Source organism: Pseudomonas sp. KCJK9111 (genome assembly GCF_046231935.1).
GTDB classification, from domain to species: Bacteria; Pseudomonadota; Gammaproteobacteria; order Pseudomonadales; family Pseudomonadaceae; genus Aquipseudomonas; species Aquipseudomonas parafulva_B.
In genome coordinates, this window is the sequence record NZ_JBJJMO010000039.1 from 1 (window position 1) to 20,278 (window position 20,278).

35 protein-coding genes are annotated in these 20,278 nt (G+C 58.3%); 12 read left to right on the forward strand and 23 right to left on the reverse strand.

Annotation, left to right across the window (positions count from 1 at the left end; all coding sequences use genetic code 11):
• A partial coding sequence (locus ACK59L_RS14010) for an AAA family ATPase (RefSeq protein WP_409274252.1) occupies positions 1–705 on the forward strand: 705 nt, incomplete at its 5' end.
• Positions 702–1,187 carry a hypothetical protein gene (locus tag ACK59L_RS14015; RefSeq protein WP_409274254.1) on the forward strand — a complete coding sequence of 162 codons (486 nt, stop codon included), beginning with the start codon at positions 702–704 and terminating at the stop codon, positions 1,185–1,187. The genes ACK59L_RS14010 and ACK59L_RS14015, both read left to right, overlap by 4 nt.
• 3 nt (positions 1,188–1,190) lie before the next feature.
• Here ACK59L_RS14015 and ACK59L_RS14020 read toward each other — a convergent pair whose 3' ends face one another.
• The 21 genes from ACK59L_RS14020 to ACK59L_RS14120 all read right to left on the reverse strand — a co-directional run bounded on the left by ACK59L_RS14020 (position 1,191) and on the right by ACK59L_RS14120 (position 11,783).
• Positions 1,191–2,297, reverse strand: a complete 1,107-nt coding sequence (locus ACK59L_RS14020; RefSeq protein WP_409274346.1) for a phage integrase Arm DNA-binding domain-containing protein — start codon at positions 2,295–2,297, stop codon at positions 1,191–1,193.
• Positions 2,278–2,520 carry an excisionase gene (locus ACK59L_RS14025; protein ID WP_080667897.1) on the reverse strand — a complete coding sequence of 81 codons (243 nt, stop codon included), beginning with the start codon at positions 2,518–2,520 and terminating at the stop codon, positions 2,278–2,280. The genes ACK59L_RS14020 and ACK59L_RS14025 overlap by 20 nt, the downstream gene beginning before the upstream one ends.
• Before the next feature lie 37 nt (positions 2,521–2,557).
• Positions 2,558–2,881, reverse strand: a complete 324-nt coding sequence (locus ACK59L_RS14030; protein ID WP_409274256.1) for a hypothetical protein — start codon at positions 2,879–2,881, stop codon at positions 2,558–2,560.
• A 56-nt stretch (positions 2,882–2,937) separates the two neighbouring features.
• Positions 2,938–3,243: a hypothetical protein gene (locus ACK59L_RS14035; protein WP_409274258.1), complete on the reverse strand. Its 306-nt coding sequence runs from the start codon at positions 3,241–3,243 to the stop codon at positions 2,938–2,940.
• A 79-nt stretch (positions 3,244–3,322) separates the two neighbouring features.
• Positions 3,323–3,658: a hypothetical protein gene (locus ACK59L_RS14040; protein WP_409274260.1), complete on the reverse strand. Its 336-nt coding sequence runs from the start codon at positions 3,656–3,658 to the stop codon at positions 3,323–3,325.
• Positions 3,655–4,038 (reverse strand): phage protein NinX family protein, encoded by a 384-nt coding sequence (locus ACK59L_RS14045; RefSeq protein WP_409274262.1) that lies wholly within the window; start codon positions 4,036–4,038, stop codon positions 3,655–3,657. Before ACK59L_RS14045 ends, ACK59L_RS14040 begins: the two co-directional genes overlap by 4 nt.
• Positions 4,035–4,262 (reverse strand): hypothetical protein, encoded by a 228-nt coding sequence (locus ACK59L_RS14050; RefSeq protein WP_196127690.1) that lies wholly within the window; start codon positions 4,260–4,262, stop codon positions 4,035–4,037. The genes ACK59L_RS14045 and ACK59L_RS14050 overlap by 4 nt, the downstream gene beginning before the upstream one ends.
• Positions 4,259–4,639: a hypothetical protein gene (locus ACK59L_RS14055; RefSeq protein WP_235767874.1), complete on the reverse strand. Its 381-nt coding sequence runs from the start codon at positions 4,637–4,639 to the stop codon at positions 4,259–4,261. Before ACK59L_RS14055 ends, ACK59L_RS14050 begins: the two co-directional genes overlap by 4 nt.
• Positions 4,636–4,896: a hypothetical protein gene (locus ACK59L_RS14060; protein WP_409274265.1), complete on the reverse strand. Its 261-nt coding sequence runs from the start codon at positions 4,894–4,896 to the stop codon at positions 4,636–4,638. Before ACK59L_RS14060 ends, ACK59L_RS14055 begins: the two co-directional genes overlap by 4 nt.
• Entirely contained in the window at positions 4,893–5,051 is a 159-nt protein-coding gene (locus ACK59L_RS14065) for a hypothetical protein (protein WP_409274267.1), read from the reverse strand. The genes ACK59L_RS14060 and ACK59L_RS14065 overlap by 4 nt, the downstream gene beginning before the upstream one ends.
• 352 nt (positions 5,052–5,403) lie before the next feature.
• A complete protein-coding gene (locus ACK59L_RS14070) occupies positions 5,404–6,411 on the reverse strand; it encodes a hypothetical protein (protein WP_409274269.1) in 1,008 nt (335 codons plus the stop codon).
• A gap of 8 nt (positions 6,412–6,419) precedes the next feature.
• Positions 6,420–6,653, reverse strand: a complete 234-nt coding sequence (locus ACK59L_RS14075) for a hypothetical protein (protein ID WP_409274271.1) — start codon at positions 6,651–6,653, stop codon at positions 6,420–6,422.
• A complete protein-coding gene (locus tag ACK59L_RS14080; RefSeq protein ID WP_409274273.1) occupies positions 6,625–7,344 on the reverse strand; it encodes an HNH endonuclease signature motif containing protein in 720 nt (239 codons plus the stop codon). The genes ACK59L_RS14075 and ACK59L_RS14080 overlap by 29 nt, the downstream gene beginning before the upstream one ends.
• A 348-nt stretch (positions 7,345–7,692) precedes the next feature.
• The gene (locus ACK59L_RS14085; protein ID WP_409274275.1) at positions 7,693–8,508 is read right to left on the reverse strand and encodes a DUF2303 family protein; all 816 of its coding nucleotides are present in this window, start codon (positions 8,506–8,508) and stop codon (positions 7,693–7,695) included.
• Positions 8,509–8,534: 26 nt separating this feature from the next.
• Positions 8,535–8,882, reverse strand: coding sequence for a hypothetical protein (locus tag ACK59L_RS14090; RefSeq protein ID WP_181074807.1), 348 nt, complete (start codon positions 8,880–8,882; stop codon positions 8,535–8,537).
• An 88-nt stretch (positions 8,883–8,970) separates the two neighbouring features.
• Complete coding sequence (locus tag ACK59L_RS14095) at positions 8,971–9,429, reverse strand: hypothetical protein (protein WP_409274277.1); 459 nt, start codon at positions 9,427–9,429, stop codon at positions 8,971–8,973.
• Entirely contained in the window at positions 9,426–9,686 is a 261-nt protein-coding gene (locus tag ACK59L_RS14100; RefSeq protein WP_181074806.1) for a hypothetical protein, read from the reverse strand. The genes ACK59L_RS14095 and ACK59L_RS14100 overlap by 4 nt, the downstream gene beginning before the upstream one ends.
• Positions 9,687–9,706: 20 nt before the next feature.
• Positions 9,707–10,090 carry a response regulator transcription factor gene (locus tag ACK59L_RS14105; RefSeq protein ID WP_409274279.1) on the reverse strand — a complete coding sequence of 128 codons (384 nt, stop codon included), beginning with the start codon at positions 10,088–10,090 and terminating at the stop codon, positions 9,707–9,709.
• Between the two features lie 329 nt (positions 10,091–10,419).
• Positions 10,420–10,725, reverse strand: a complete 306-nt coding sequence (locus tag ACK59L_RS14110; RefSeq protein WP_409274281.1) for a hypothetical protein — start codon at positions 10,723–10,725, stop codon at positions 10,420–10,422.
• Positions 10,726–10,793: 68 nt separating this feature from the next.
• Complete coding sequence (csrA, locus tag ACK59L_RS14115; protein ID WP_049696051.1) at positions 10,794–10,973, reverse strand: carbon storage regulator CsrA; 180 nt, start codon at positions 10,971–10,973, stop codon at positions 10,794–10,796.
• Between the two features lie 27 nt (positions 10,974–11,000).
• On the reverse strand, positions 11,001–11,783 hold the full coding sequence (locus ACK59L_RS14120; RefSeq protein ID WP_409274283.1) for a hypothetical protein: 783 nt from the start codon (positions 11,781–11,783) through the stop codon (positions 11,001–11,003).
• Positions 11,784–12,498: 715 nt separating this feature from the next.
• Between ACK59L_RS14120 and ACK59L_RS14125 the strand changes: the two genes are divergently transcribed.
• Positions 12,499–12,825 carry a DUF1654 domain-containing protein gene (locus tag ACK59L_RS14125; RefSeq protein ID WP_409274285.1) on the forward strand — a complete coding sequence of 109 codons (327 nt, stop codon included), beginning with the start codon at positions 12,499–12,501 and terminating at the stop codon, positions 12,823–12,825.
• Positions 12,826–12,923: 98 nt separating this feature from the next.
• On the opposite strand, the gene ACK59L_RS14130 is transcribed toward ACK59L_RS14125, so the two are convergent.
• Positions 12,924–13,541, reverse strand: coding sequence for a type VI secretion system-associated protein TagO (locus ACK59L_RS14130; RefSeq protein ID WP_409274287.1), 618 nt, complete (start codon positions 13,539–13,541; stop codon positions 12,924–12,926).
• A 177-nt stretch (positions 13,542–13,718) separates the two neighbouring features.
• Positions 13,719–14,525 (reverse strand): XRE family transcriptional regulator, encoded by an 807-nt coding sequence (locus tag ACK59L_RS14135; RefSeq protein WP_049696047.1) that lies wholly within the window; start codon positions 14,523–14,525, stop codon positions 13,719–13,721.
• 104 nt (positions 14,526–14,629) lie between these two features.
• Here ACK59L_RS14135 and ACK59L_RS14140 point away from each other — a divergent pair, with 104 nt between their 5' ends.
• From ACK59L_RS14140 to ACK59L_RS14180, 9 genes are all read left to right on the forward strand, one after another.
• Positions 14,630–14,854: a helix-turn-helix transcriptional regulator gene (locus ACK59L_RS14140; protein ID WP_080992864.1), complete on the forward strand. Its 225-nt coding sequence runs from the start codon at positions 14,630–14,632 to the stop codon at positions 14,852–14,854.
• Positions 14,855–15,063: 209 nt separating this feature from the next.
• The gene (locus ACK59L_RS14145; RefSeq protein ID WP_409274290.1) at positions 15,064–15,750 is read left to right on the forward strand and encodes a phage antirepressor KilAC domain-containing protein; all 687 of its coding nucleotides are present in this window, start codon (positions 15,064–15,066) and stop codon (positions 15,748–15,750) included.
• Between the two features lies 1 nt (position 15,751).
• A complete protein-coding gene (locus ACK59L_RS14150; protein WP_409274292.1) occupies positions 15,752–16,723 on the forward strand; it encodes a phage replication protein in 972 nt (323 codons plus the stop codon).
• Positions 16,710–17,489, forward strand: coding sequence for a hypothetical protein (locus tag ACK59L_RS14155; protein WP_409274294.1), 780 nt, complete (start codon positions 16,710–16,712; stop codon positions 17,487–17,489). The genes ACK59L_RS14150 and ACK59L_RS14155 overlap by 14 nt, the downstream gene beginning before the upstream one ends.
• Before the next feature lie 127 nt (positions 17,490–17,616).
• On the forward strand, positions 17,617–17,913 hold the full coding sequence (locus tag ACK59L_RS14160; protein WP_409274296.1) for a DUF1364 domain-containing protein: 297 nt from the start codon (positions 17,617–17,619) through the stop codon (positions 17,911–17,913).
• A complete protein-coding gene (locus tag ACK59L_RS14165) occupies positions 17,910–18,338 on the forward strand; it encodes a VRR-NUC domain-containing protein (protein ID WP_409274298.1) in 429 nt (142 codons plus the stop codon). Before ACK59L_RS14160 ends, ACK59L_RS14165 begins: the two co-directional genes overlap by 4 nt.
• A complete protein-coding gene (locus ACK59L_RS14170) occupies positions 18,335–19,633 on the forward strand; it encodes a tyrosine-type recombinase/integrase (protein WP_409274300.1) in 1,299 nt (432 codons plus the stop codon). Before ACK59L_RS14165 ends, ACK59L_RS14170 begins: the two co-directional genes overlap by 4 nt.
• Complete coding sequence (locus ACK59L_RS14175) at positions 19,630–19,956, forward strand: hypothetical protein (RefSeq protein WP_409274302.1); 327 nt, start codon at positions 19,630–19,632, stop codon at positions 19,954–19,956. The genes ACK59L_RS14170 and ACK59L_RS14175 overlap by 4 nt, the downstream gene beginning before the upstream one ends.
• Positions 19,953–20,270, forward strand: coding sequence for a hypothetical protein (locus ACK59L_RS14180; protein WP_409274304.1), 318 nt, complete (start codon positions 19,953–19,955; stop codon positions 20,268–20,270). Before ACK59L_RS14175 ends, ACK59L_RS14180 begins: the two co-directional genes overlap by 4 nt.
• The last annotated feature ends 8 nt before the right edge of the window (positions 20,271–20,278 follow it).

Below are 20,278 nucleotides of genomic sequence, written 5' to 3' on the forward strand. Positions count from 1 at the left end.
CGTGCTTCGTTCATCTCGACTGTCGTTAAGTATAAAATCAAGAATTTGCCAGATGACTTTGAGCGAATTGTTAGCTATTTTGAGAAATTTTCTGGCAATGTCACGCCGCTTGGTTTGATTCCAGATTCAGAGATGTTTAACAGGGAAAGTGCGACCTCTTTTTATAATAGCGTTCCTGAAGCGTTTGAGTTTGTGAAAAGCTTCATTCGCAGGGCGGATCTTGGAATAGTTGATATAGAAATTCATTCGCATGACTTGCCGACGGGAAAGAAAGAATATTTTCCGATTTTTATTCATCAGGTCGGTAAGTCGAATGGGAGAGCCGCTCTTACTTCCTATGACCAATCTAGTGGCACTATGGCGCTATACCGGCGCCTAGCTATGTACTGGATGGTTTTGAAAGAAGGTGGAGTGCTGATCATGGATGAATTCGACCAGAATTGTCATCCAATGCTTTTGCCGCCTTTGCTAGACCTTTTCATCAATAAGGAATCCAACCCACACGGTGCTCAGTTCCTGTTTACGGCGCACAACTCGGATGTGATCGATAGCCTTGGCAAATACAGGACAATCCTTGTTTCAAAAGAAGATGGTGAGAGCTATAGCTATCGACTTGATGAGATATCAGGGGATTTGATTCGTAATGATCGGTCGATTTCAGCTCTTTATCGAGAGGGTAAGCTCGGTGGGATTCCTAAGTTATGAGTGGTAAATTCAAGAACAAAAAAGCAGCTGAGTTTATAAAGCAAATCCCAACGGATAGCGTCGAAGGTTCGGGGTTAGTTAAAAAACTTAAGTTTAATTTGCATTACTTGGATCTTAATCAGCCAGCTGGATTGCGTGCGGAATTGTCTGCTGACTTTCTTACGCAGTTGTTAGAAAAGCTGAAGAACTTCAGTGAGCAGGATTTATCGCACTGGGCTACGATGCCTGCGGGGCGTGGCAATGGGAACATGTATCAAATATACGACAAGTTTCCCAAAAAAAGCGAATTTATTCACCCCTCATCTGTGCCACATGACGCAGTCTGGGGAAGGTTTCGGGTTGATCGAACCATTCGATTGGCGGGGTTTACGATCCCGTCCACACTTAATCACAAACTATGTAGTCAAGAGAAGTTTAGATTTTGCACAAATACATTTTATGTGGTGTTCATTGATCTTCACCATAAATTCTACGTAACCTAAGCACTAGGCCACATCTATCCATTCTGCGCCACGGCTGTCGCGGTATAGGTCTGTCATCTTGGCCGAACGGTGACCCAGCAGTCGCTGTGCGTCCCGACCCTCTTCCTCATGTAGCCGTGCCGCTAGGGACCGCTGCTCATGGAATGTTGGCGGGCTGGCGCCCAGGTCGAGGCCAAGTTTCTCTGCTGCCCGGTCCCGGGCCGCGGCGAACTCTTTGCTGATTGTGTCGAGCATGACGGTAGTTCCCGCCTTTGCGCGGCTGATTGTCCGGTGGTGATGCACCAGGTGCTTTGACAGCACCCGATCCCGGCAGCGCCGTATCACCTCACCCAGGCTCAAGTCGATGCATTCCAGTGTGACGCTGGTGCTGATCCTCAGCCTGGCGCCCGTCTTCGATTGGACGACCTGCAGAAATCCGTCCACCTCATCCTTAAAAACGAATGAAGCAATGTCCTCGCGACGCTGCCCGGTTATAAGAGCGAGCTCCATAGCGCGCTTGAGCCAAGGCTGTGCAGCTTCCTCATAGATCGCCTCCCACAACTCCAGCGTCAGGCGCTGACGCTTGATCTTGACCCTGGCGGCTTTGGTGGCTTCAACCGGATTGACGTCTACCCAGCCCCTGGCCAAGGCACTCATGAACAGGTCGCGCAGCAGGGAGCGCATAGCCCTGGCCATCTGGGCTTTACCTTCTTTGACGTAGGTCGACAGGTAATCCGCGATGTCCATGGTCGTCAGCGTGCGGATACCGCGCTCCCCGAATGCTTTCTCGACCCGGTTCAGCCGCATTCTAAGGTTGCGCATGCTCGATTCAGAAAGGTCCCGGTCCTTCAGGTCTGCCAAGTACTCAACGATCCACTCGCTGAATTTTCGATCAGGCACTGTCGGCTCAGGTGCTATACGAGCCGACAGTGTTGGTTGGGCAACCTGAAGTGCCATGTTGGCGGCGACCGCTTCAACGATCGCCTTTGCCTTGTCGCTGCCCAGGCCAAACATCCGGCTGCTCACAGGGTCTCGGTAGGTGTAATAAGTGACCCCGTTGCGCTTGTCGGTCTTTCTGTAGAGGTTGGGCGGTAGGTCCTTTGATCCAGGATTACGCGGCCTGGGCGCCATATCGTGCACTCGCAATTCGATTTACAAGGGAGCTGCCCACAGGGACGCGTGGCAGCGGCTCGGGCTCCCGATAGCAGGCGTCAGCTTCCACATAGTAGCTGCGTCCGTGCTTTACCGGGGCTGGTGTTATCAGGCCCTCACGGGCCCAGCGGCGAAGGGTGTTGCTGCTGGGCGGCGTTCTGAAGTGATCGTGCGCCCATTCGTCGAGGGTGACTTTGCACATGATGGTCTCCACGCCGCCGGTGGCGGCAGGTTGGTGGTCAATCGACCTGGTAATAGACGTAGCAATTAACGCCCTGGTCTTTCAGCGATTGATGCATGGCTCGCACGCCCGCACTGCGCTGGTAGCCTTGGCCGGGCCAGGGCGTGTCGAGGTGGATGCCCTGGCGGTGCCAAGTGGTGCGCTGCTGGATATAGCCTGGAAGGCTCGGTACCTGACTGGCGCGAAGACCGGGAATGGGGATGACGACGCGGTCGAGGTTGGCGCTGCCGCCGTCGTCAGCGCAGGCGGCAGCTGCAGCCTTGCCGGCCTCGATGGCAATGCACACCTTCTCGGGTAGGCTGGCGAGTTCTTGTTTCGTCATGGCAATAGCTCTCCATTCCCGCGCATGTCGGCGGGCGTGAGTAGTAGGGGGAGGGGTTACAGCTGAAGTGCGAGCAAGTCTTCGACTACCTGGCCAGTGTCGTGGAAGTACCAGTCGCTATCGGTCAGATTGTTGATCATGAACGCGGCGAAGCTTTCGGCAGGCATGCTCTTCATGAGTCGCTCGAACTTCGGCGGAGGACCTTTCCAAGTTGGTTCAGCACCGATGAGGCGAGCTGCTGCAAGATTGTGGTGGCCATCCAGGATGATGCGGTAGGTTTTGCCGCGCATGTCCAGATCGATTGTTCGAACCACGAACACCTTGAACTTGGTCGCCTTCCTGGTGATGACATCTCGGTTCAAGTATCGCTGGCTGCTTATGAGTGGCGGCGCTCTCATTGCGACCCCCTGTAGCTAAGGTAGGCCATGTGGGCGAGGGCGATCATGGCTTCCACCTCTTGCCGACGCGGTAAACCATCATCATGTTGTGATGGAGTGGGACCTTTAGGACGTGGTCGAAGAACTCGCCCTTTCCAGAGATGAATCCGGTGGGCACCTTGGTCCGGCCGGCGCCGAATTCACGCCAGAACTCTTCACCGCCGTTCTTTTCCCAGTAGGCGCGCTCGCGCTTTGGAATCTCATCGTAGGTTTTTTCGAACACGGAGATATCCGGGATATCGCAGATCCGGCGCCATGCGGGGTTGCGCTTGCACCATTCAGCAGCATGCTGAGAGGCTTGATCGACAGAGTAGAATTCCTTTGTGCTTTGTTCGGTCATGACATCAGCTCCTTGGGTACCTGGACGGTATCGCCAAGCTTGGCGCCGATGATCGCGCGCATTGCCGCGACCAGGTGGGTCAAGCCATCCCCGTCCCCCGCAATATCGTCCAGTCCGATGACGGCGAAGAACGAGTCTGAGTAAAGCCCGAAACCGATGCGGTATTTCGCTACCAGCGGCCCGCCCAGCACCCACGCTTCCCAGGGGTTATACCGCTTAGAGCGCTCAGTCGCCTCGCCCCGATAGATGGCGAAAACGCGCCAGCCGTTGCCGTACTGGGGCGGCTCGAGGTGCAGAGCCAGGCCCTCGGCCATACCCACCGCCCAGCCAAGGGACTCGCCTACCAGGTCGCCCGTCTTCACTTCGATCAGGTCGTTCATGGCCGCACCACCTGCGATGAGTCCCGGTCGGTAACGGAGAAAAGCTCATAGCCGTCAGGGGTGTTCTCGGGCGAACGGGCGGCCTCCATTACGGCCAGGATGTCGTCAGAGCCTATATCATCAGAGTTGGCGGTGAAGATCCGTTTGCCGGCCTTAGGGTTTGTAGAGAAAGCGTGGGCGAGCGAGTAGCCGATTACTCGGTATTCCATGATGAAGATCGTCACAGCTCATACCTCTCATCAATCCAGCGCCCAGGCGCCACATGGCGCGGCAGGGCGAATGCCTCGCCAAGCGATGCAACGACGATTGCTCGGCAGGCGGCTATGTCGATTGTGTCGCCGCCACAGATCACGTCGCCGACCCTTGCCGAGAACTCGAATCCAGGAAGCAGCGCATCGAAGCGCACTCGATGGCTGAGGATTTGCTCGCTGGCTAATCGGCTGTCAGATGTGGGGCTGAAGCGCTTGAAAACGCTTCCGCCAATTGCCTGTCGAACCCCGGATTCAGTCATCCGAGCCTGCTTGCCGTTTGCCACCAGGGTGCAGTAGTCGAGCGCGTGCCCGGTCAGTTCCCTGGCTCTTACTTCGATCATTTCACTCACATCGAATACCTCTCTGCGGTCCAGCGTCCAGACTGCGTAGCGGGTGTAGGTTCGGGTTGGGTTTCGTGCGGGGAGAGCTGGCGCTCGTTGCAGGCCACTTGCGGCAGCCAGACCTTCACGCAGCTGATGGCGTTGGCGTTCATCACGTAGCAGACGACGCCTCGAGGCTTATCCTCGAACGACCACACGTTCTTTGGCAGATCATCTGCGCTGGCGCCGGTGGCCAGCAGCAGGAGGCAGAGGGCAAGGCGGGTCATACCGGCTCACCGTTTACCGAGTAGCCGTAGTTGCAGACATCAAAGAATGCCTGCTGAGCCTCGTGAGCAATCTCTTCAGGGGTCGAGCTGTCGTCCATCTCAAACTCAACGTCTTCGCCGCCCGTAGGCCATTCGACATGTACGGTGATGCGCATAGCGATTCCTTGGCCGCCATATCGCGGCAGTGAATAGAGGGGAGAGGGGTTACTTGACCGGCCAGCCGAGCGGCATGCCGTCTTCGCGAACCAGGTGCGCTGGCAGGTCTTCTCGCATGCACATCGGTTGGGTATGAGGTGTTCCGCAGGCATGGCAGCCATTCGGCATACCGCGACAGACAGAGTGCAAAATAGGGAAGCCGCTATTGCATCGGTCTTCTGCCTTGTTGTATTCGGAGCAAGGTTTATTTTCAGACATGGCTTCGCCCTTGCTGCCCTCAGAGCAGCATCAGTGAATATTGGGGAGAGGGGTTACAGCTGGAGTACAAATGTGCTCTTTGCGGGCAGAGGCTTATTCGCCTTGGTTGGCCAGTGCATTCAGTCGCTGAAACGAGGTGCCTGGGATGCCGTGGGCGCGCTCATCCGGCGGCACATCCTCGTCGCGCAGGTCATAGCGCTTGAGCAGTTCGATCAGCTGGCGCTGGTCGTGGATGGCCTGGATGCAAGGGTGGCCTGGTAGGTCGGTGGGCTCCTCGAAGCAGATCCGGTTATAGCCATTTCCGCCGACATGCCAGGCGATCGGCGCGCTCGGCTCTGCGCTGGCGGATAGGGCGTTGCAGACCTTGCCTCGAAGCTTGTCGATAGCATCCCACCAATCTTTCCCGTACCGGTGAGCGAGCTTGGCGTGCCCGTCATGCGCGGTCATGATGTACATGAATTCGTCGGCTTCACGCAGCAGCGCCTGCGCCTCGGCCAGATAGGCGCGCAGGGCGGCAATCTCACCGCACGCGGCATCCATTGCCAGCTTGGGCTGGCCCGCATCTGCTCGCAGCCGCTCAATCTCAGAACGCAAATCGCAGATTTTCTTCCAGTGCTTGGATATGCCCTCCCGGTACCACTCGATTGAGTGTCGGAAATTCGGTTCGCCCATGAAGGTAGCTCCCTCCACGCCTACCGGCTCGCCTAGATTTCGCTCGACAGGCGTTGGGCCAACCATCGACCCCAGCCCAACAATCGGCAGCCCAGTCTCCGCCGCATCCCTCTCTGCCTCTTCTTTGGTCCACCAGAAGGCAGTACCGACCATCCAGGCTATAGGGTCGGGGTGGGGCTGCGGGGCTGCCATGGCTTGGATGATGTTCAGCAGATCATGGCGCTCAAGTTCGTCGCAGTCGCCCAGGCACAGGCGGTCGCCAACGTCGCGTGTGCACTGCGCATCGTCCTCGGTCAACTCTTCAGAGCTGCCAACCCAACCGCAGCGGCGGCATTGGGCGGGGTAATAACGTCCAACTAGCGGCTCCAGGCCAATGTATGGCGGCACGCTGACCATCTCTGTATTGCTGTATCGGTTTTCTGTGGGCATGGGGAACCTCAGTGAGAATGCGCTGATGGAAGGGAGCGCTCGGACTCGATGAAGCCAGTGCTTTGGGCTTCCCCATCCGTTGCGGCGATGAATGCAACTTCGACCTTTGCTGAATCCACCAGCACCTTCGCGACATCGGCAATAGCCTTGGCGCGGTCGATGTCCATTGGATCGTCTTTGTCTTGCAGGGCCTCCAGCGTGGCGAACAGGTGGTTACGCAGATCGGTCATCTTGTTTTTCACTTGCGGCCTCGCTGATCGCTCTCTTGAGCTTGCTGAGTTGGCGGATGGTTGATTTGAGTTCGGGCGGGTACCGGTGGATGGTGTTCCGGCGCATGTTCTCCGCTCGGGTCACGAGCTCAAGGTTGTCGAGTTCGATGTGTTGTGGGTTGCGATCCTTGAACACCACTAGGTGGCCTGGGGGGATCTCGCCGTGGGCTTCTTCCCAAAGCAGTGAGTGCACCGACTTCCATCGCCGATACGATGGGCCATCGTCGCAAATCTTCCGCTGCCGTATACCGTCCTCGGTGACGCGCTCCGTGCCCACTGGCAGCCAGGTGTGAGGCCTGTTCCCCTTGCGGAATTGAGTAGCCTCACCGCCGATCTGCAGGCCTTTCAAGCCCTTGTTCCATGGGTCTTGACCAGGCTTAAACCGATATTCGATTCCCGGGTTGTCATCCCGCCTCAGACGGCAGGCGTGCTCACTGGCGAGATATTCAGCGCTTCTGACCAGGCCCAAGGCATGGGCCTTGTTGTAGATGGAGTGGTCGGGCCGATTAAATGTGCGGACCAGGTCCGGCATTGGGGTGTCGGGGTAGAGCTCCCTGAGCCTGGCCACTTCCGCGTCGGTCCAAAATCGACGCGACGGCTCGGGCAAGGACTTCACAAGCCGTCGCCTTGCGTCTTGCAAGGCCTGCAGGGCGATTGGGTTCATGGGCGATCCTCGCCGGGGAGGCGTCATCGTTGAATAGGGGAAGGTGAATTTTCCACAAGAGGAACGTTAGGCGGGGCTCACCGACGATAGGCGTACACAGTGAAGCGTTTTGCTCCGATCTTGGAAAAAACCCAAGTGGAATGGGCAGGCCATGCGCTTCAAAGTGCGCCTGCCGATGAGTCGTGACGCGAAGCTTCGGCCATTATTCAAGCCGGAGAGCTGCTGTATGAAACGACTGACTGAATGGATCAACCTGCTGAACGAGGTCGTCAGGCTGATCAAAGAAATTCTGCTATGCCTGGTCTTGATCGGTCAGCTCCAAGGAGTGGAGCCGACCGATCCCTCAGGTCACTTCGAGTCGAAGCTACCCAGCACCAGCTTGGCAGATTCGCATACCTTATCCTCCAGAACTTGCTTGAACTCCTGAGCGATCGCCTCTCGCTGGGCTTCCTCGCCGAGCCAGCGCAGCTTGATAACCGGCTGCGAGCCGCTGGTGATGACGGACATGCGCAGGCGGATCACCTGTTCGGCCAAGCCTTCGAATGGGATGACCTTGAAGTCGAGCCAGGCCGGCAGGGTTTCCTTGCTGCTGGCCTCAATCGAATCCATGGCGCTGCGGCTGGCGCGGGTCTCGCTGACCGCGTGATCGCTCTCGGATGAGGCCTTGATGGTGATGATGCGCACGGCGGCGATGGCCTTGGCGATCGTCATACCGGCGCCGTTCTCGTCAGTAGCGGTCAGGTGCTGATGCCAGTCTTCGATCCAGTCGCTCATGGACTTCTGCACCAAGGACTGACCACATACGGCCTGCACAGCGGCGAATGCAGCGGAAGGCTTGAGACGCAGCACGGCGCGATCATCAGCATGGCCAGGGTTATCTGGAGTGCCGAGGTTGAACAGCACGGTGCAGCTCATGGCGTCCTGGTCGATGAAGCCGCGGGCTGCTGGTACCGAGCGTTCGACCACGTAAGCACCGAAGTCGACCAGGGAGTGGGTAGAGTAGGTACCACGGAAGCGGCTGCGGTAATTCTGGAAGCGTTCGAGGTCGACGACCTTGGCGCCGTCTGGCACCAGCGCAACCGGTGCATGCGTATCCAGCTGCTTTCCGGCGGCTGCCAGAGCGTCGTCGATGATCAGCTGCAGTGCTTCTTTCGAGAGGGACATACGATGTTTCCTTGTTGGGATAGGGATCAGGTGCGCGGGTGGACCGGTGCTTCGTCACGGGTGAAGAGCTGATCGTGCTTCTCGGGGAACAGCGAAATGTTGCCGCCGGTACCGACGTACATCGGTGTATCCAGGCTGGTGTTTTCGCTGCGATCACCGCGCTTGGTGGGCACCTTGTAGGCCAGCTTGTGCTTGATCTTCACCTGGTGGGAGTCACCGATCTGGCTGAAATCCAGCGTGATGGTGATCTTGCCGGCCTTGCCGTGATCGACCACGCCGGCGGCTACTTCTGAGAGGGCGTGTCCGATCTGGCTGGCGAATGCGCCGCCGTTGAGCTCCTGCAGGAACTCGGTAGTGTCTGTAGGTTTTGGCATTGCTGAGACTCCGTGAGGACGAGGCCGCTGGGCGGCAGAGTGATGTATTGCTGGCGCCGGCCGTGCCGAACGCGTGCTGTGATACGCTTCATGCTGCTTTCTGCTGATTCCATGCGCCGACGGCAGCAAAAATCTTTGCGGCTTCTGCCTCGTCGAGTGTTGTATCGGTGGGAATGGCGATCCAGCCTGCGGCTACTAGGTGATTAGGGTTGGCTGTTGCCCGCAGGTCTGTGTAGCTCGCCTGAATCACATCGGTGAGGTGCTCAGCCCTGTAGTTACCTAGGGGCGCGACCTCAACCGATTTGTGGTACCGCTCGCCAAACTCAGTGCGGCATAACACGCTGATGTAAATGGTCCAGCGGTGAGGGATATCGCACACGGCGTCAACGATCTGTCGGACGCGGATCTGCTTGAGGTTCTTCCAGTTGATAAGCACCTGCTGGCCGCTCGGATCGATGTTCACCACTGCAGCATGATTTGCTGACACCAGGGCGCGGCAGGTTCTATCCAGCCGGGCACGCATGTTGTGAGGCTTGCGCTTGCTCATTGCCGCAGGCCTTTGCTTGTAGCGCCGGCTTCCATCGCAGAGGCAAAACGCAGCGCCGCTTGGTACGTAAACGCGAAGCCCTGGACCGTTCCCGTAGCCGAGTCGACTACATCCCAAGCCTGGCCATGACTAGCGACTTGGAAGCGGGGCGCGCCGAGCTTTTCGCGAGTTTCGGCCCGAACAATCTGGGCGCGCTCGAGCAGGGCGGCGAGCACAGCCAACTTTTCCTGAAACGCAGGATGCATAGCAGTTCGCATAGGGTGATCCTCGATTATGGTCAGGCTTGAAGTTCAAGAACGTCGGCGCGGCGGACAACTCGAACCTGGGCAGTGCGGCGCTCCGGCGCGCGCCGGTCGCGACGCATGGGATCGCTGTCATTCATGGCAGCGTGCATGGCGATGAGGCCGGCCAGCACGATGCAGAGTGGGCTGATGAGCTGCTGGCGCATGGCCTTGGTGACCGCCTCGATGCGGCGCCCGGCTTCCAGCTTGAACAGCGCAGCCTCGATACGGTTGGCCACGGTTCCAGGGGTGACCGCCATCTGCCGCGCTATCTCTTTAGTGGTCAGGCCCTGGGCAACCCAGAGCAGTGCTTCCAGCTCGCGAGGTGACAGCGTCTTGCCGAGCTGGCCGGTCCATGAGCCGCAGGTGATCGTTTCCATGATTGTCCTCAGCAACCGCATTGGTCAGGCGTCAGGGTGGGTGACCAAACCCACGCGCAGCCGAGGAGCGCGGGCCTGGCGCCTGCCAATGCGGTCGTATGTGAAGGGAGGGGGATGCCGATAAAGTTCGGCTGGATGAGCCTTATGATTTATAAGGCACACAGTTGTGCGCTTTACGATGTGTCTGCATCGGGGTGTGATCTGGTATTGAGCGCCCCGTTTACGCGTTTCGGCGCATCCATCTAGGCGCTTGGGTTTCAGCGGCCACGTCTCACAGATCACACTCCAATGCAGCCTGCGATGGGGAGCAGGGCATCGGGCAGTTAACGTCAGGCTGACGTGGCGCTGGTTGTATCTTCCGGCTCTTGGGTGGTGCACGCCTTGCCGCAAAGCGGGCAGTAGTTGGCGACCACCGAAACCGTTTTGTTCACGCGCTTCATGCCGCCGGTTTTCTTCGGCGCCATGAAGTGGCCGGTAACCTCTACACAGAAGCGCCGACTAGCTTTCCCTGTCTCGATGTTCAGTGAAAGGTTGTGGCCCTCTGCGCGCATGTAGAAAGGCCCGGATCCTGGTGCCTCCTCAGCAAGCTGGTCCGTAACCAGCTTCACGGCATCGCTGATGCAGGTGCAGCTCATCGTCTTGCCCTCCAGGGCGGTTGATTTCCCGTCTGGCCCTGTCGCCAAGGCCAGCCAGTGAAATCAAATCAGGCAGCAACCTCAGCTTGAGCCGCGATTCGCTCCTGAATCTCTTGGCGGTGCACTGATACGTCCTTCGGTGCCTCGATGCCTATGCGTACCTGGTTGCCCTTAACCTGCAGCACCGTCACGCGAATTGTGTCGTTGATCACAATGGTTTCGCCCACTTTGCGGGTAAGTATCAGCATGGTCCTACTCCTTGGGTGTTGTTTGGCTCAGTCGTCGAATCCGTAACTGAAATCGTCTGGATCGCAGTCGATCAGGAGCACGGCGTTTCCGAAGTAGAGCGAAGCCAACATGCGTTCCCACTTGGAGCGAATGCGCATGTTTACGGCTATACGTTTGTCATCCAACTTCGCACTTAGGACTTCAGCTACCTGTATGGTCGGGAGGTGCGGCTCATCAGGCTTGCGCGAGCCTACGATGTGAACGTGCAGCGAGTTCTTCATGCTGTAGATTCCCCGCGAGTCAGTTCGCCAGGAGGACATGGCGCGACTGTCCTCTGGCTCTGGATCAAAGCCTATGTAGAGGAACTCTGACCGTCCGCTCATGGTTTCTTCGAAGCGGATCTCTGGGTTCATCCAATGCTCCTCGGCGGCTTTCTCGCGATGCTCGCTAACGAACTCGTCCAGCAACCCTTTGAGGGAAACTTCACCGCTCAGCAGGCCTTCACCGTCCATCACCTCTGCGATGGCTTTCTCTGCTTGGTCCAGCACGGTGGATTGCAACGCAGCTGCCTCCCACCGCTCGCGAAGTGCGTTTGCTACAAGAGCGTTGTAACGCTGCAGCTCAAACATGTCGGTGACGTTAGCTGGCAGAGCGGCTTTGATGGCTTCTTGCACTGATTTGCCGAAATCGCCATAGGAGCGGAAAGTGTCCTTCACCACGTCCTTGAACATGCTTTCAACGCCTTGATCGATCAGTTCGCGCGCACGGTCCGACTGGGCATAGACGCTGACGCGCTCGACCAATAGTTCCTGAAGAGTTTGTTGATTCATTAGGTGATCCATCCATGTGTGGTTGATTTCCCGTCTGGCCCTCGTGAGAAGGCCAGCCAGTGAAACCGTGCTCGAGGTCCACCACCGATGGCTTCACCCGATCTTCTGTCTGGCCTTGAGCTTCCCTGGTCACCTCGCTTTGATCGGCCTTGGCGCGGTGGTCATGGGGTTATGTATTCGCTACACGACTGCCAGCTGCAGCTCGGCGGCCTACTGGGTAGGGCAGCTCGTCGTGGGTGGCCGGTCCGTTTTCCGGCTGGGCTTGCTACTTCATTGGCAGATTCCTCCTATGGTTTTTGATCCGCTCCATGCTCGGCGCCGGGTTTCCCCACCACTGCCTGCTGCAGCTACTGGCTACGCATCAGGTGGCTCGCATGGTTTGGCGTCCTCCCATGGGGGGGAGTCCGGCAGCTATCCAGAGGCTGCATGGTCGACGACTTAGCTTGTCCCGACCCAGGTGATGGCCTGGGTGCGTCGAGGTGGTCACGTCTGTTTGTGTAAAGAGCGATGAGACTCGATGGCCTCGGCAGTCAGCGTTAGTGGCTGCGTACTGATGCAAATATCACGCATCGTGTTTTAAATGTCAACACGATGCGTGATTTATTTGCCTGATGGTGTGTTGAGGATTTTCCCTACGGTGCGGGTTCACGTTTCACAAGGCGTGATGTATCCTCACCGCAAGGACTGGATGGATATACAGTAAAGGAGATGGTTTATGTCCAAGCAGAAGAAGACGTCACCACAAGCACGTCAAGAAATGACCGGGGTAGAGCGCCTCGGCCTTCGAGTCTCATCGATGATTAATCACCCGATTGCGCAGTCGCAGCGCTGGGTGACGATCCATCGCCTGGACACTGATGGAGATATGGAGTGGGAGGAGGTGATGGGGCTGCTGGTCGAAACGCCTGAGCTGGATCTGACGTTCAACGACGACGATAGCGTTACGGTGCGTTGGGAGGCCCAGAGTCCTGGGGATCGCGATGATTTAGTCGTGCCAAAGGACTGGGAAGAGGAGAAGCAGGAGGAGGAGGCGCCTTTCTGACAGACATGGAAAAGCCCGCATCGGGGTGCGGGCTTTGATTAATGGTGGTAGATCAAGAAGGAACTGACATCTTGACCACGTTCCATATACTGATTTGACTACCAGCCGCACCCTTTTCTGATGTCGGCGAATGCGGCTTCAGCACCTGAAACGTCGAACGTGGCCGTAACAGGGCTCTCGCTGTAGGGCGTTACGTTGGCTACAAACGAAGTGGTTTTGATCATTTCCTTGAGCGCCGCCACCGGAGACCCGGGATAGAAGGACGAAGTGTGGTCAGTGGATACATCCCAGGTATGGGTCTCAGCCTTAGATTTGCCAATCCGGTGCGTTACTCGTGCCGAGTCAGTTCCCAAGAAGGACTTCCAATTGATGTAAAGCTCGGTTTTGTTCTGGGCGCATCGAACGATGAGATCAATCCCTTCGCCAAGGCGTCCTGTGCCGCTGCTCGCATCGAGCCGAGCGATATATATCGATTTGTCTGTCATCGGGTCGGTGGTGGTTGAGGTAGACCACTTGCCTTTGCTTGCGGATGGGGTGGGCACGGTTTTGGTGGTTAGCCCATTGCTTTCCGCCAGCGTGTCGAAGCACGACAGGCGCTCGACAGAGTTATCTAAGGCTGCGCATCTCATCACTTCTTTTTCTGATACATCTGCGAACGTAGGGCTTGCAGTTGCGAGCGCCATGGAAAGCGCTAGAGTTTGAATGGCGATTTTCACTTGGGTCCCTCCGAAAGAAAGTCCCAATTCTATCACAGTGGCCATCCGCCATCGCGCAAGCAATGAAAGCCCGCACTGCTATGAGGGCTAAGAGGAAGCTGCATGAGCCTTCAATGTGCAGGGTATGGCGCTAAAAAAGTGTGAAACTATGAAAAAGCCCGCCGAGGCGGGAATTGGCTACACCAGATGGGCATTCCAGACCAACAGCACCCGGGCTTGGATGTAGGTCTCATCAACCCGAATATCTTCAGGAGGATGGTTCGTGTTGTCCGAGATCATTCTGAAATGATCGCGACCCTTCTTCTGCAGGCGCTTGATGTACTGATGCCCTTGGTGAGAGAAGTAGTAGATTCCGTCGCCCACGAACTCACGAATGCTGATGTCAACGACCAGCGGGTCGCGGCTCTTGATGGTAGGCGCCATGGACTGGCCGACGCCTGTTATGAGCTTCAGATGGAAGTGCTCTTTGAACTCGACCCCCATCTCTCGCAGGTGAGTAGGACTGACGCGGATGTCCTGGAGCATCTCAGGGTAATCGTGCGCCACCTCACCATCGCCCATTGCTCCGCGCACGTCGTAGTGGGCGATCCACACCTCGTCGCCGACCAAGCCTGGGCGAACGAAGTCAGCGGCGATCAAATTGCTGGCGCTCGGCTCCTCAGCCGCAGCAAGAAGGCGTTGACGGGCCTCTTCCGGGATACCTTTGCCACTTTTTGCGAGCATCTGCCTCACAAGATCAGCAGTAGTCCGGGCTGGCGCCGAAATCTCGACCGTTGCCGTAGAGCTCAAGAGTAGCTCGGACTGATCGACTCCAAGAGCAGCTGCCATAGCGGCGATATCCGCCAGCGTGGGCTCACGCGTTCCGGCTTCATAGTTACCGACGCGCGACTGCGATTTCCAGCCGCAAGCATCCGCCAGCTGGGCCTGGGACATTCCCGCCGCTTTTCTCAGTCGCTTAATGCGTTGGCTCAATGATTCATTCATGCGCGGGATTTCATCACGAAATGAAATACCTGGCTTTCACTTATTGTGATTGATATTAACACGATGCGTGTTTATCCTGAGTGCTAGACATTGAGGAACCCCGAATGAACGAAGTTCGCAGAATCCGGGTAGCAGCGGGCATTAGCCAAGTCCGGCTTTGCCGGGAGCTTGGTTGGAACCAATCACGCCTGGCCAATTACGAGGCCGGCCGCCGGTGTGTCGCCCTTGATGCGGCCCGGAAAATCGTCAGTGCGCTTAACGGTCTAGGCGCTGAGTGCAGTCTTGACGATGTCTTCCCGCCAACTGCTCGCGACCCAGAAGCCGCCTGACCATTGAATGATCACTGATCTGGCGCCGCGCTTATAGATGACCGAAACACCTGCTGATCCATCCAGTACCCGGATCGCAGGCACAAAAAACCGGGTGGCAGCCCGGTTTCTTCAACACAACATAGAGGTCGATTATGCATAGAGCGATCGATGCAAGCAACACCCACGCTCCCTCGGCAATTCCATGCACTGAGCAACTGCGCCGATTGATGTCGACTCGTGAAGTGGCTGAGTTGACCGGCAAGAGTCACGACAACGTTTTGCGTGACGCTCGATCCTTGGCAAAAAGGGGTGTCCTCAAATCTGAGGAGACCCCCTACGTGCATTCTCAAAACGGCCAGGCTTACCCTGAATTCCTTCTCGATCAGCGGGATGCCCTGGTGCTGGTTTCGGGCTACGACGCGTCACTCCGCGCCAGGATCATTGATCGATGGCAGGAACTGGAGGCCCGAGTGCTGGCGCACATGCGGGTCCCGACAAATTTCGCAGAGGCGTTGCGCCTGGCTGCCGACAAGGCCGAGGAGAACCAGCGCCTCCAGGATGCGCTCGCCAAGCAGGCACCGAAGGTCGCGGCTATCGTGCGTTTGGCGGGTGCAGGCGGCGCTATATGTGTCACCGATGCGGCGAAGCAGCTTCAGGTGGCGCCATTCAAGCTGTTTGGCTGGCTGGAAGAAAACCGTTGGATCTATCGTCGCCGCGGCTCTAAGCGATGGATTGCCTATCAGCCCCGGATCAGTGCGGGGCTGCTCAAGCACAAAGTGACCGGCCTTAAGCCTGATCCCGAAACAGGCAGTGACCGCGCAGCGTTCGATGTTCTGGTAACGCCGAAGGGGTTGGCACGCCTGGCAGAGCTTCTCGCAGTGCCCATGGCTGGCCTATGCGTAGGACGGAGCTGACATGCAATTCACTGTAACAATCAACCAGGTCAAGGCCTTGGAATGGGGGCTGAACTCCCAGCAGGCGTTGCTGTTCGCGTTCGTTTATGGCTGCCCGAGTTGGGCCAAGGCGATGACCACCGAGCAGGGCGTTTTCTTCGTGTTGAGCAAGGCCAAGATCATCGAAGAGCTGCCGCTGCTGACAGATAAACCCGACACGGCGTATCGCATGCTGAAGGCACTACAGGACTTTGGTCTGATCGAGCTTTCGAGCACTTCGAATGTCACGCTTTTCCGGCTGACTGATAAGGCCGCGCAGTGGAACAAAAAAGAGGATGGGTCGGAAAAATATCCGACCTTGAAGACGGGTACAGAGGGTCGGAAAAAAATCCGATCTACCTCGGAAAAAAATCCGAGCAAGGTCGGAAATAAATCCGAGCCAGGGTCGGAAAAATCTCCGACAAATCAAGATACCAGTAATCAAGATACCAATCAGGATACCAGTCACAGTTTGCAGGATGCCCCGGCTGCGCCGTCGCAACCCACGGGGCTGACGCTGGTTCCGGCTGGTGCACCCCGGTGTGAAATCCCAGAGGACATGCCCGGGCCGAAAGACCAGACCTGCAAGACTTTCAAGGCCTGGGCTAACTACGCGATGGCCTACCGCAAGCGCTACAGCGCCTGGCCAGTGTGGAACGCCAAGGTTGGTGGCCAGCTGGGCCAGCTGATCGACCGCCTGGGCATCGACGTCGCTCACCATGTCGCCGCTTACTTCGTATCGATAAACGACTCGAGGCTGATCAATGGCTGCCACAACCTCGGCGACCTGCTCACCAAGTGTGAGGCCTACCACACCCAGTGGGTCACGAACCGGCAGATGAACGCGACCACTGCCCGCCAGCAGGAGCAGACCCAGGCAAACATCAACGCCGCCCACGCCGCCGCCGATGCCATCCGCAACAGCCAAGGGAGCAAACGCAATGCTTTCCTGTGACGACATCGCCGAGCTGGCCATGGCTATTTGCGCAACGGCTGAAGCCATGGGCCAAGCCATTAGTGCTGCTGGGGCCAAGCTGATCGCCGAAGACCTGTCAGCGCACGAACCTGAGGTGATCGCTGCCGCTCTGCGCGCTTGCCGTCGTGAACCAGCCGGGCGCCTGTCGCTGGGTATGGTCCTGAAACACATCCACGCTGCCGATGGCCGGCCCGGTAAGGATGAAGCGTGGTCCATCGCCCTGGCGGCCAGTGACGAATACGAGACGGTAGTGCTCACCCATGAGGTTCGTCAGGCCATGGTGGCGTCCCAGCCGATCCTCGAAGCAGGCGACAAGATTGGCGCCCGAATGGCTTTCATGAGCGCTTATGAGCGCTTGGTCAGCTTCGCTCGAGCTGAAGACAAGCCTGTCACCTGGGAGGTTTCTCTGGGCTTCGATTCCGAACGGCGCGTGACAGCCGTTGAAACCGCCGTGCGGGCTCAATTGATCAGCCGTGACATGGGGGACAAGTACCTCGCCGACCTTCGCATAGCTCCTGTGACGGCTGACGGCCAGGCCATCGCAGGCCTGCTTACAGGAGAGGTTCGCACTCAGCCCAGCGCCGCGGTGCGGGAGAAGCTTGCAGAAGTCCGCTCGATATTGACGGCTTCCAAGGCCAAGAAAGACAGCGCCCGTGCGAAAGAGGCGCAGCGGCGCCGTGTTAGCACCTATCTTCGCAAGCGCCAGGCTCGCGCGGCGTTGGCTGGGTCGGGCATGCAGCAGTGAAACGAATCTGGACCGTGCACGTACCAGGCTATCGGCCATTTTCCATGGTGCTGATGGACGGCCCTTTAGACCAGCCTGGCGCGCTTCGCCAGGCAAGATTGATATGGCTGCATTGCGAGGTTGAATGATGAGGCAGACCAAGCTGACCAAGGCCGCGCGTGGCCGCGAGTGCCAAGTGCGTATCCCAGGCGTGTGCAACGGCGACCCCGAGACTACTGTCTTGGCGCACTATCGCCTGGCGGGTACCTGTGGCGTCGGTAAAAAGCCGCACGATATGCAGGGCGCATGGTGCTGCAGCGCTTGCCATGACGCATGCGACGGCCGAAGCCACGTGATTGACCGCATCACCGCTCGCCAATACCACGCCGAGGGCGTGATGCGAACCCAGGCGCAGCTCATCAGCGAAGGGGTATTGGTCGCATGACTGCATTGGCTATGCGCGCGTTCAAGCCACGCAAACCTCGCGCCAAGCCCGTCGACAGGGAAGGGCAGGAGCAGGCAGCACTGATGCAGGAGCTGCAGCTGCGTTACCCGCAGGTGTTCAAACTGATCTATCACGTTCCGAACGGGGGGCACCGAGTGAAGGCGGTGGCCGGCAAGCTCAAGGCCCAAGGAGTCAAAGCGGGAGTGCCTGATCTTGTCCTTCCGATGGCCCGCGGTGGCTGGTTCGGCCTGTATGTCGAATTCAAAGCTTTGCCGCCGTTCGATGCTGACATCTCTCCCAGTCAGCACGCTTATATTGAGGCTCTGACCGAGCAGGGCTACTTGGCGATTGTGTGCCGGGGCCGCATTGACGCCACAGAAGCGATACGTGCCTACCTCCTGCAGCCTGCGACGGTGGCAGCATGAGCGCAACGCGGTCCATCAAATTCACGGAAACTGAGGTGCGCCGACAGGCCGCCGATCTGGCCGTGCGCGACCTGCGCGATCCGCGTTACCCGGGCCTGTACCTGCGCTTCTGGTCAGATCGATCTAGGGGCACCTGGCACCTGGTCCGCGGCAAGCAGTGGGTGCCGGTAGCACGCTGGCCTGATCTGGGCGCTGCGGCCGTAATCGCTGAGCTGCCCACACTGCGCCAGCGCATGCTTCGCGACCCGGCCACCGCACCAGTCGCATCGGGCATGGCTACAGTGGGGCAGCTGCTCGATTGGTATGGTGACCGCATGGGCCGAGACCGGGCGCTGTCCACTAAGCGCAAGGCGGGTGCACGATCGGCGATTGCGCAGCACCTGAAGCCGCGCTTGGACGGTTTGGCCATAGCTGATGTGACCGCCGACAGCCTAGACAAGCAGCTGATGTGGCCGTCTCAGGCCGAGGTATCGCTGTCGTACCTGCGCCAGATGTTCGCGTTGCTGCTGACCGCCTTCAAACAGGCAAAGCGCCTGGGGCTGGTCGTGGCCGATCCCATGGCCGGCATGCGCTTCAGCGACTTCACCAAGGCCAAGATCATGCCTAAGGCCTCCCGACTGCGAGCCGTGCAGTTGCCTGAGGTCATGCAGCAGCTGGTACATGCCTTTGATGACGCGCCCGAGAAAGTGATGCTGGCCCTGATGATGCTGGCGCATGGCACCCGGATCGGCGAGACCCGTATGGCACGGTGGAGCGAGGTTTCGATAACGGCCGGTGAATGGTTCATCCCTGCGGCGAACGCCAAGACCCGGACCGAACACCGTCTCCCGCTAACCGCCCAGCTATGCGCTCTGCTGACGCGCTACCGGGATATCCAGCAGGCCAATGGGTACGAAGGCGTTTACCTGTTCCCGAACCGGCGCGGCGTGTGCTTGAGCGAAGGCCAGGCCAGTGCGGTGTTCACCGAGCTTGGCCGGGGCGAGTGGACCAGCCACGATTTGCGCAAGGTATCGCGCAGCACCTGGACCGACCTCGGCATTGATGGACATATCGGCGAGATGCTGCTCAACCATTCACTGGGCAAGATCGCCAGCACCTACATCCACACCCAGGCCATGGCGCAACGCAGGGCCGCCCTAGAAAAGTGGCACGCCTGGTTAGACAGCATCGGCTTTGGGCGCATACACGGCCTTACAGAGGCCTTATCCGAAATCCCACAGAATCCGGCGCAGGCCACAGAGGACAAGGCCTCTAGCCCGCATTCCGAATTTGTTACTAGCGAGGATTCAAAATGAGTCAGAGCCTCAAACCGGGCGACCTCGCCTTGATCATTGGAGCCTTCAGCGTCACCGAAAATATCGGTCGCTCGGTCGAGCTCGTCGAGTTCGTGCCACCCTTCGGCTCCGTCTTCTGCCAGGACGGTTACTTCGACGCGGATGCTCCGGGCCTTTGGATCGTCACTGGTGAAGGCCTGGTGCGTAACGCAGAAGGCGGCAAGGTGATCAGCAACTTGGCCGGCTGCGACCCTCAGCACCTGCGGCCGTTGCGGGGCGACGATCCTGGACAGAGGAAGCCAGATGCGCAGGCCCTGCGCGACTTGGGCCTGGTGTCGACATGAAAAAGATCCACGGCCCAGCATTGCGCAAAGGGCGGATCGTCTTGGCTCAGTGTCCAGACTGCAACGGAAAGGCAGTGATGAAGGGCGTCTTCTACGAGTTGCCATGTGGCCGCTGCAACGCATCGGGCTGGCTGTCGGCCGTCACTGGCGAGCCGCTGCCGCTGGAAGAGCTTGTAACGCAGTTGGGCCTACGTGTGCATGAGCTGGAGCAGCAGGTTGATCGCCAGCGACCGCCGCGCACCGAGGGTCCATCTGCGCAGTACGAAACCAACAACCGCCGCGGCGCCGGCGGCACCAACTACACCGGGGATTGAGGGGAAGA

Bases quoted from the DNA above. Each gene is read 5' to 3' on its own strand.
- ACK59L_RS14015 (WP_409274254.1), top strand. From the start codon at position 702: ATGAGTGGTAAATTCAAGAACAAAAAAGCAGCTGAGTTTATAAAGCAA.
- ACK59L_RS14020 (WP_409274346.1), bottom strand. From the start codon at position 2,297: ATGGCGCCCAGGCCGCGTAATCCTGGATCAAAGGACCTACCGCCCAAC.
- ACK59L_RS14025 (WP_080667897.1), bottom strand. From the start codon at position 2,520: ATGTGCAAAGTCACCCTCGACGAATGGGCGCACGATCACTTCAGAACG.
- ACK59L_RS14030 (WP_409274256.1), bottom strand. From the start codon at position 2,881: ATGACGAAACAAGAACTCGCCAGCCTACCCGAGAAGGTGTGCATTGCC.
- ACK59L_RS14040 (WP_409274260.1), bottom strand. From the start codon at position 3,658: ATGACCGAACAAAGCACAAAGGAATTCTACTCTGTCGATCAAGCCTCT.
- ACK59L_RS14045 (WP_409274262.1), bottom strand. From the start codon at position 4,038: ATGAACGACCTGATCGAAGTGAAGACGGGCGACCTGGTAGGCGAGTCC.
- ACK59L_RS14060 (WP_409274265.1), bottom strand. From the start codon at position 4,896: ATGACCCGCCTTGCCCTCTGCCTCCTGCTGCTGGCCACCGGCGCCAGC.
- ACK59L_RS14065 (WP_409274267.1), bottom strand. From the start codon at position 5,051: ATGCGCATCACCGTACATGTCGAATGGCCTACGGGCGGCGAAGACGTT.
- ACK59L_RS14070 (WP_409274269.1), bottom strand. From the start codon at position 6,411: ATGCCCACAGAAAACCGATACAGCAATACAGAGATGGTCAGCGTGCCG.
- ACK59L_RS14080 (WP_409274273.1), bottom strand. From the start codon at position 7,344: ATGAACCCAATCGCCCTGCAGGCCTTGCAAGACGCAAGGCGACGGCTT.
- ACK59L_RS14085 (WP_409274275.1), bottom strand. From the start codon at position 8,508: ATGTCCCTCTCGAAAGAAGCACTGCAGCTGATCATCGACGACGCTCTG.
- ACK59L_RS14090 (WP_181074807.1), bottom strand. From the start codon at position 8,882: ATGCCAAAACCTACAGACACTACCGAGTTCCTGCAGGAGCTCAACGGC.
- ACK59L_RS14095 (WP_409274277.1), bottom strand. From the start codon at position 9,429: ATGAGCAAGCGCAAGCCTCACAACATGCGTGCCCGGCTGGATAGAACC.
- ACK59L_RS14100 (WP_181074806.1), bottom strand. From the start codon at position 9,686: ATGCGAACTGCTATGCATCCTGCGTTTCAGGAAAAGTTGGCTGTGCTC.
- ACK59L_RS14105 (WP_409274279.1), bottom strand. From the start codon at position 10,090: ATGGAAACGATCACCTGCGGCTCATGGACCGGCCAGCTCGGCAAGACG.
- ACK59L_RS14110 (WP_409274281.1), bottom strand. From the start codon at position 10,725: ATGAGCTGCACCTGCATCAGCGATGCCGTGAAGCTGGTTACGGACCAG.
- csrA (WP_049696051.1), bottom strand. From the start codon at position 10,973: ATGCTGATACTTACCCGCAAAGTGGGCGAAACCATTGTGATCAACGAC.
- ACK59L_RS14120 (WP_409274283.1), bottom strand. From the start codon at position 11,783: ATGAATCAACAAACTCTTCAGGAACTATTGGTCGAGCGCGTCAGCGTC.
- ACK59L_RS14125 (WP_409274285.1), top strand. From the start codon at position 12,499: ATGTCCAAGCAGAAGAAGACGTCACCACAAGCACGTCAAGAAATGACC.
- ACK59L_RS14135 (WP_049696047.1), bottom strand. From the start codon at position 14,525: ATGAATGAATCATTGAGCCAACGCATTAAGCGACTGAGAAAAGCGGCG.
- ACK59L_RS14140 (WP_080992864.1), top strand. From the start codon at position 14,630: ATGAACGAAGTTCGCAGAATCCGGGTAGCAGCGGGCATTAGCCAAGTC.
- ACK59L_RS14145 (WP_409274290.1), top strand. From the start codon at position 15,064: ATGTCGACTCGTGAAGTGGCTGAGTTGACCGGCAAGAGTCACGACAAC.
- ACK59L_RS14150 (WP_409274292.1), top strand. From the start codon at position 15,752: ATGCAATTCACTGTAACAATCAACCAGGTCAAGGCCTTGGAATGGGGG.
- ACK59L_RS14155 (WP_409274294.1), top strand. From the start codon at position 16,710: ATGCTTTCCTGTGACGACATCGCCGAGCTGGCCATGGCTATTTGCGCA.
- ACK59L_RS14160 (WP_409274296.1), top strand. From the start codon at position 17,617: ATGAGGCAGACCAAGCTGACCAAGGCCGCGCGTGGCCGCGAGTGCCAA.
- ACK59L_RS14165 (WP_409274298.1), top strand. From the start codon at position 17,910: ATGACTGCATTGGCTATGCGCGCGTTCAAGCCACGCAAACCTCGCGCC.
- ACK59L_RS14170 (WP_409274300.1), top strand. From the start codon at position 18,335: ATGAGCGCAACGCGGTCCATCAAATTCACGGAAACTGAGGTGCGCCGA.
- ACK59L_RS14175 (WP_409274302.1), top strand. From the start codon at position 19,630: ATGAGTCAGAGCCTCAAACCGGGCGACCTCGCCTTGATCATTGGAGCC.
- ACK59L_RS14180 (WP_409274304.1), top strand. From the start codon at position 19,953: ATGAAAAAGATCCACGGCCCAGCATTGCGCAAAGGGCGGATCGTCTTG.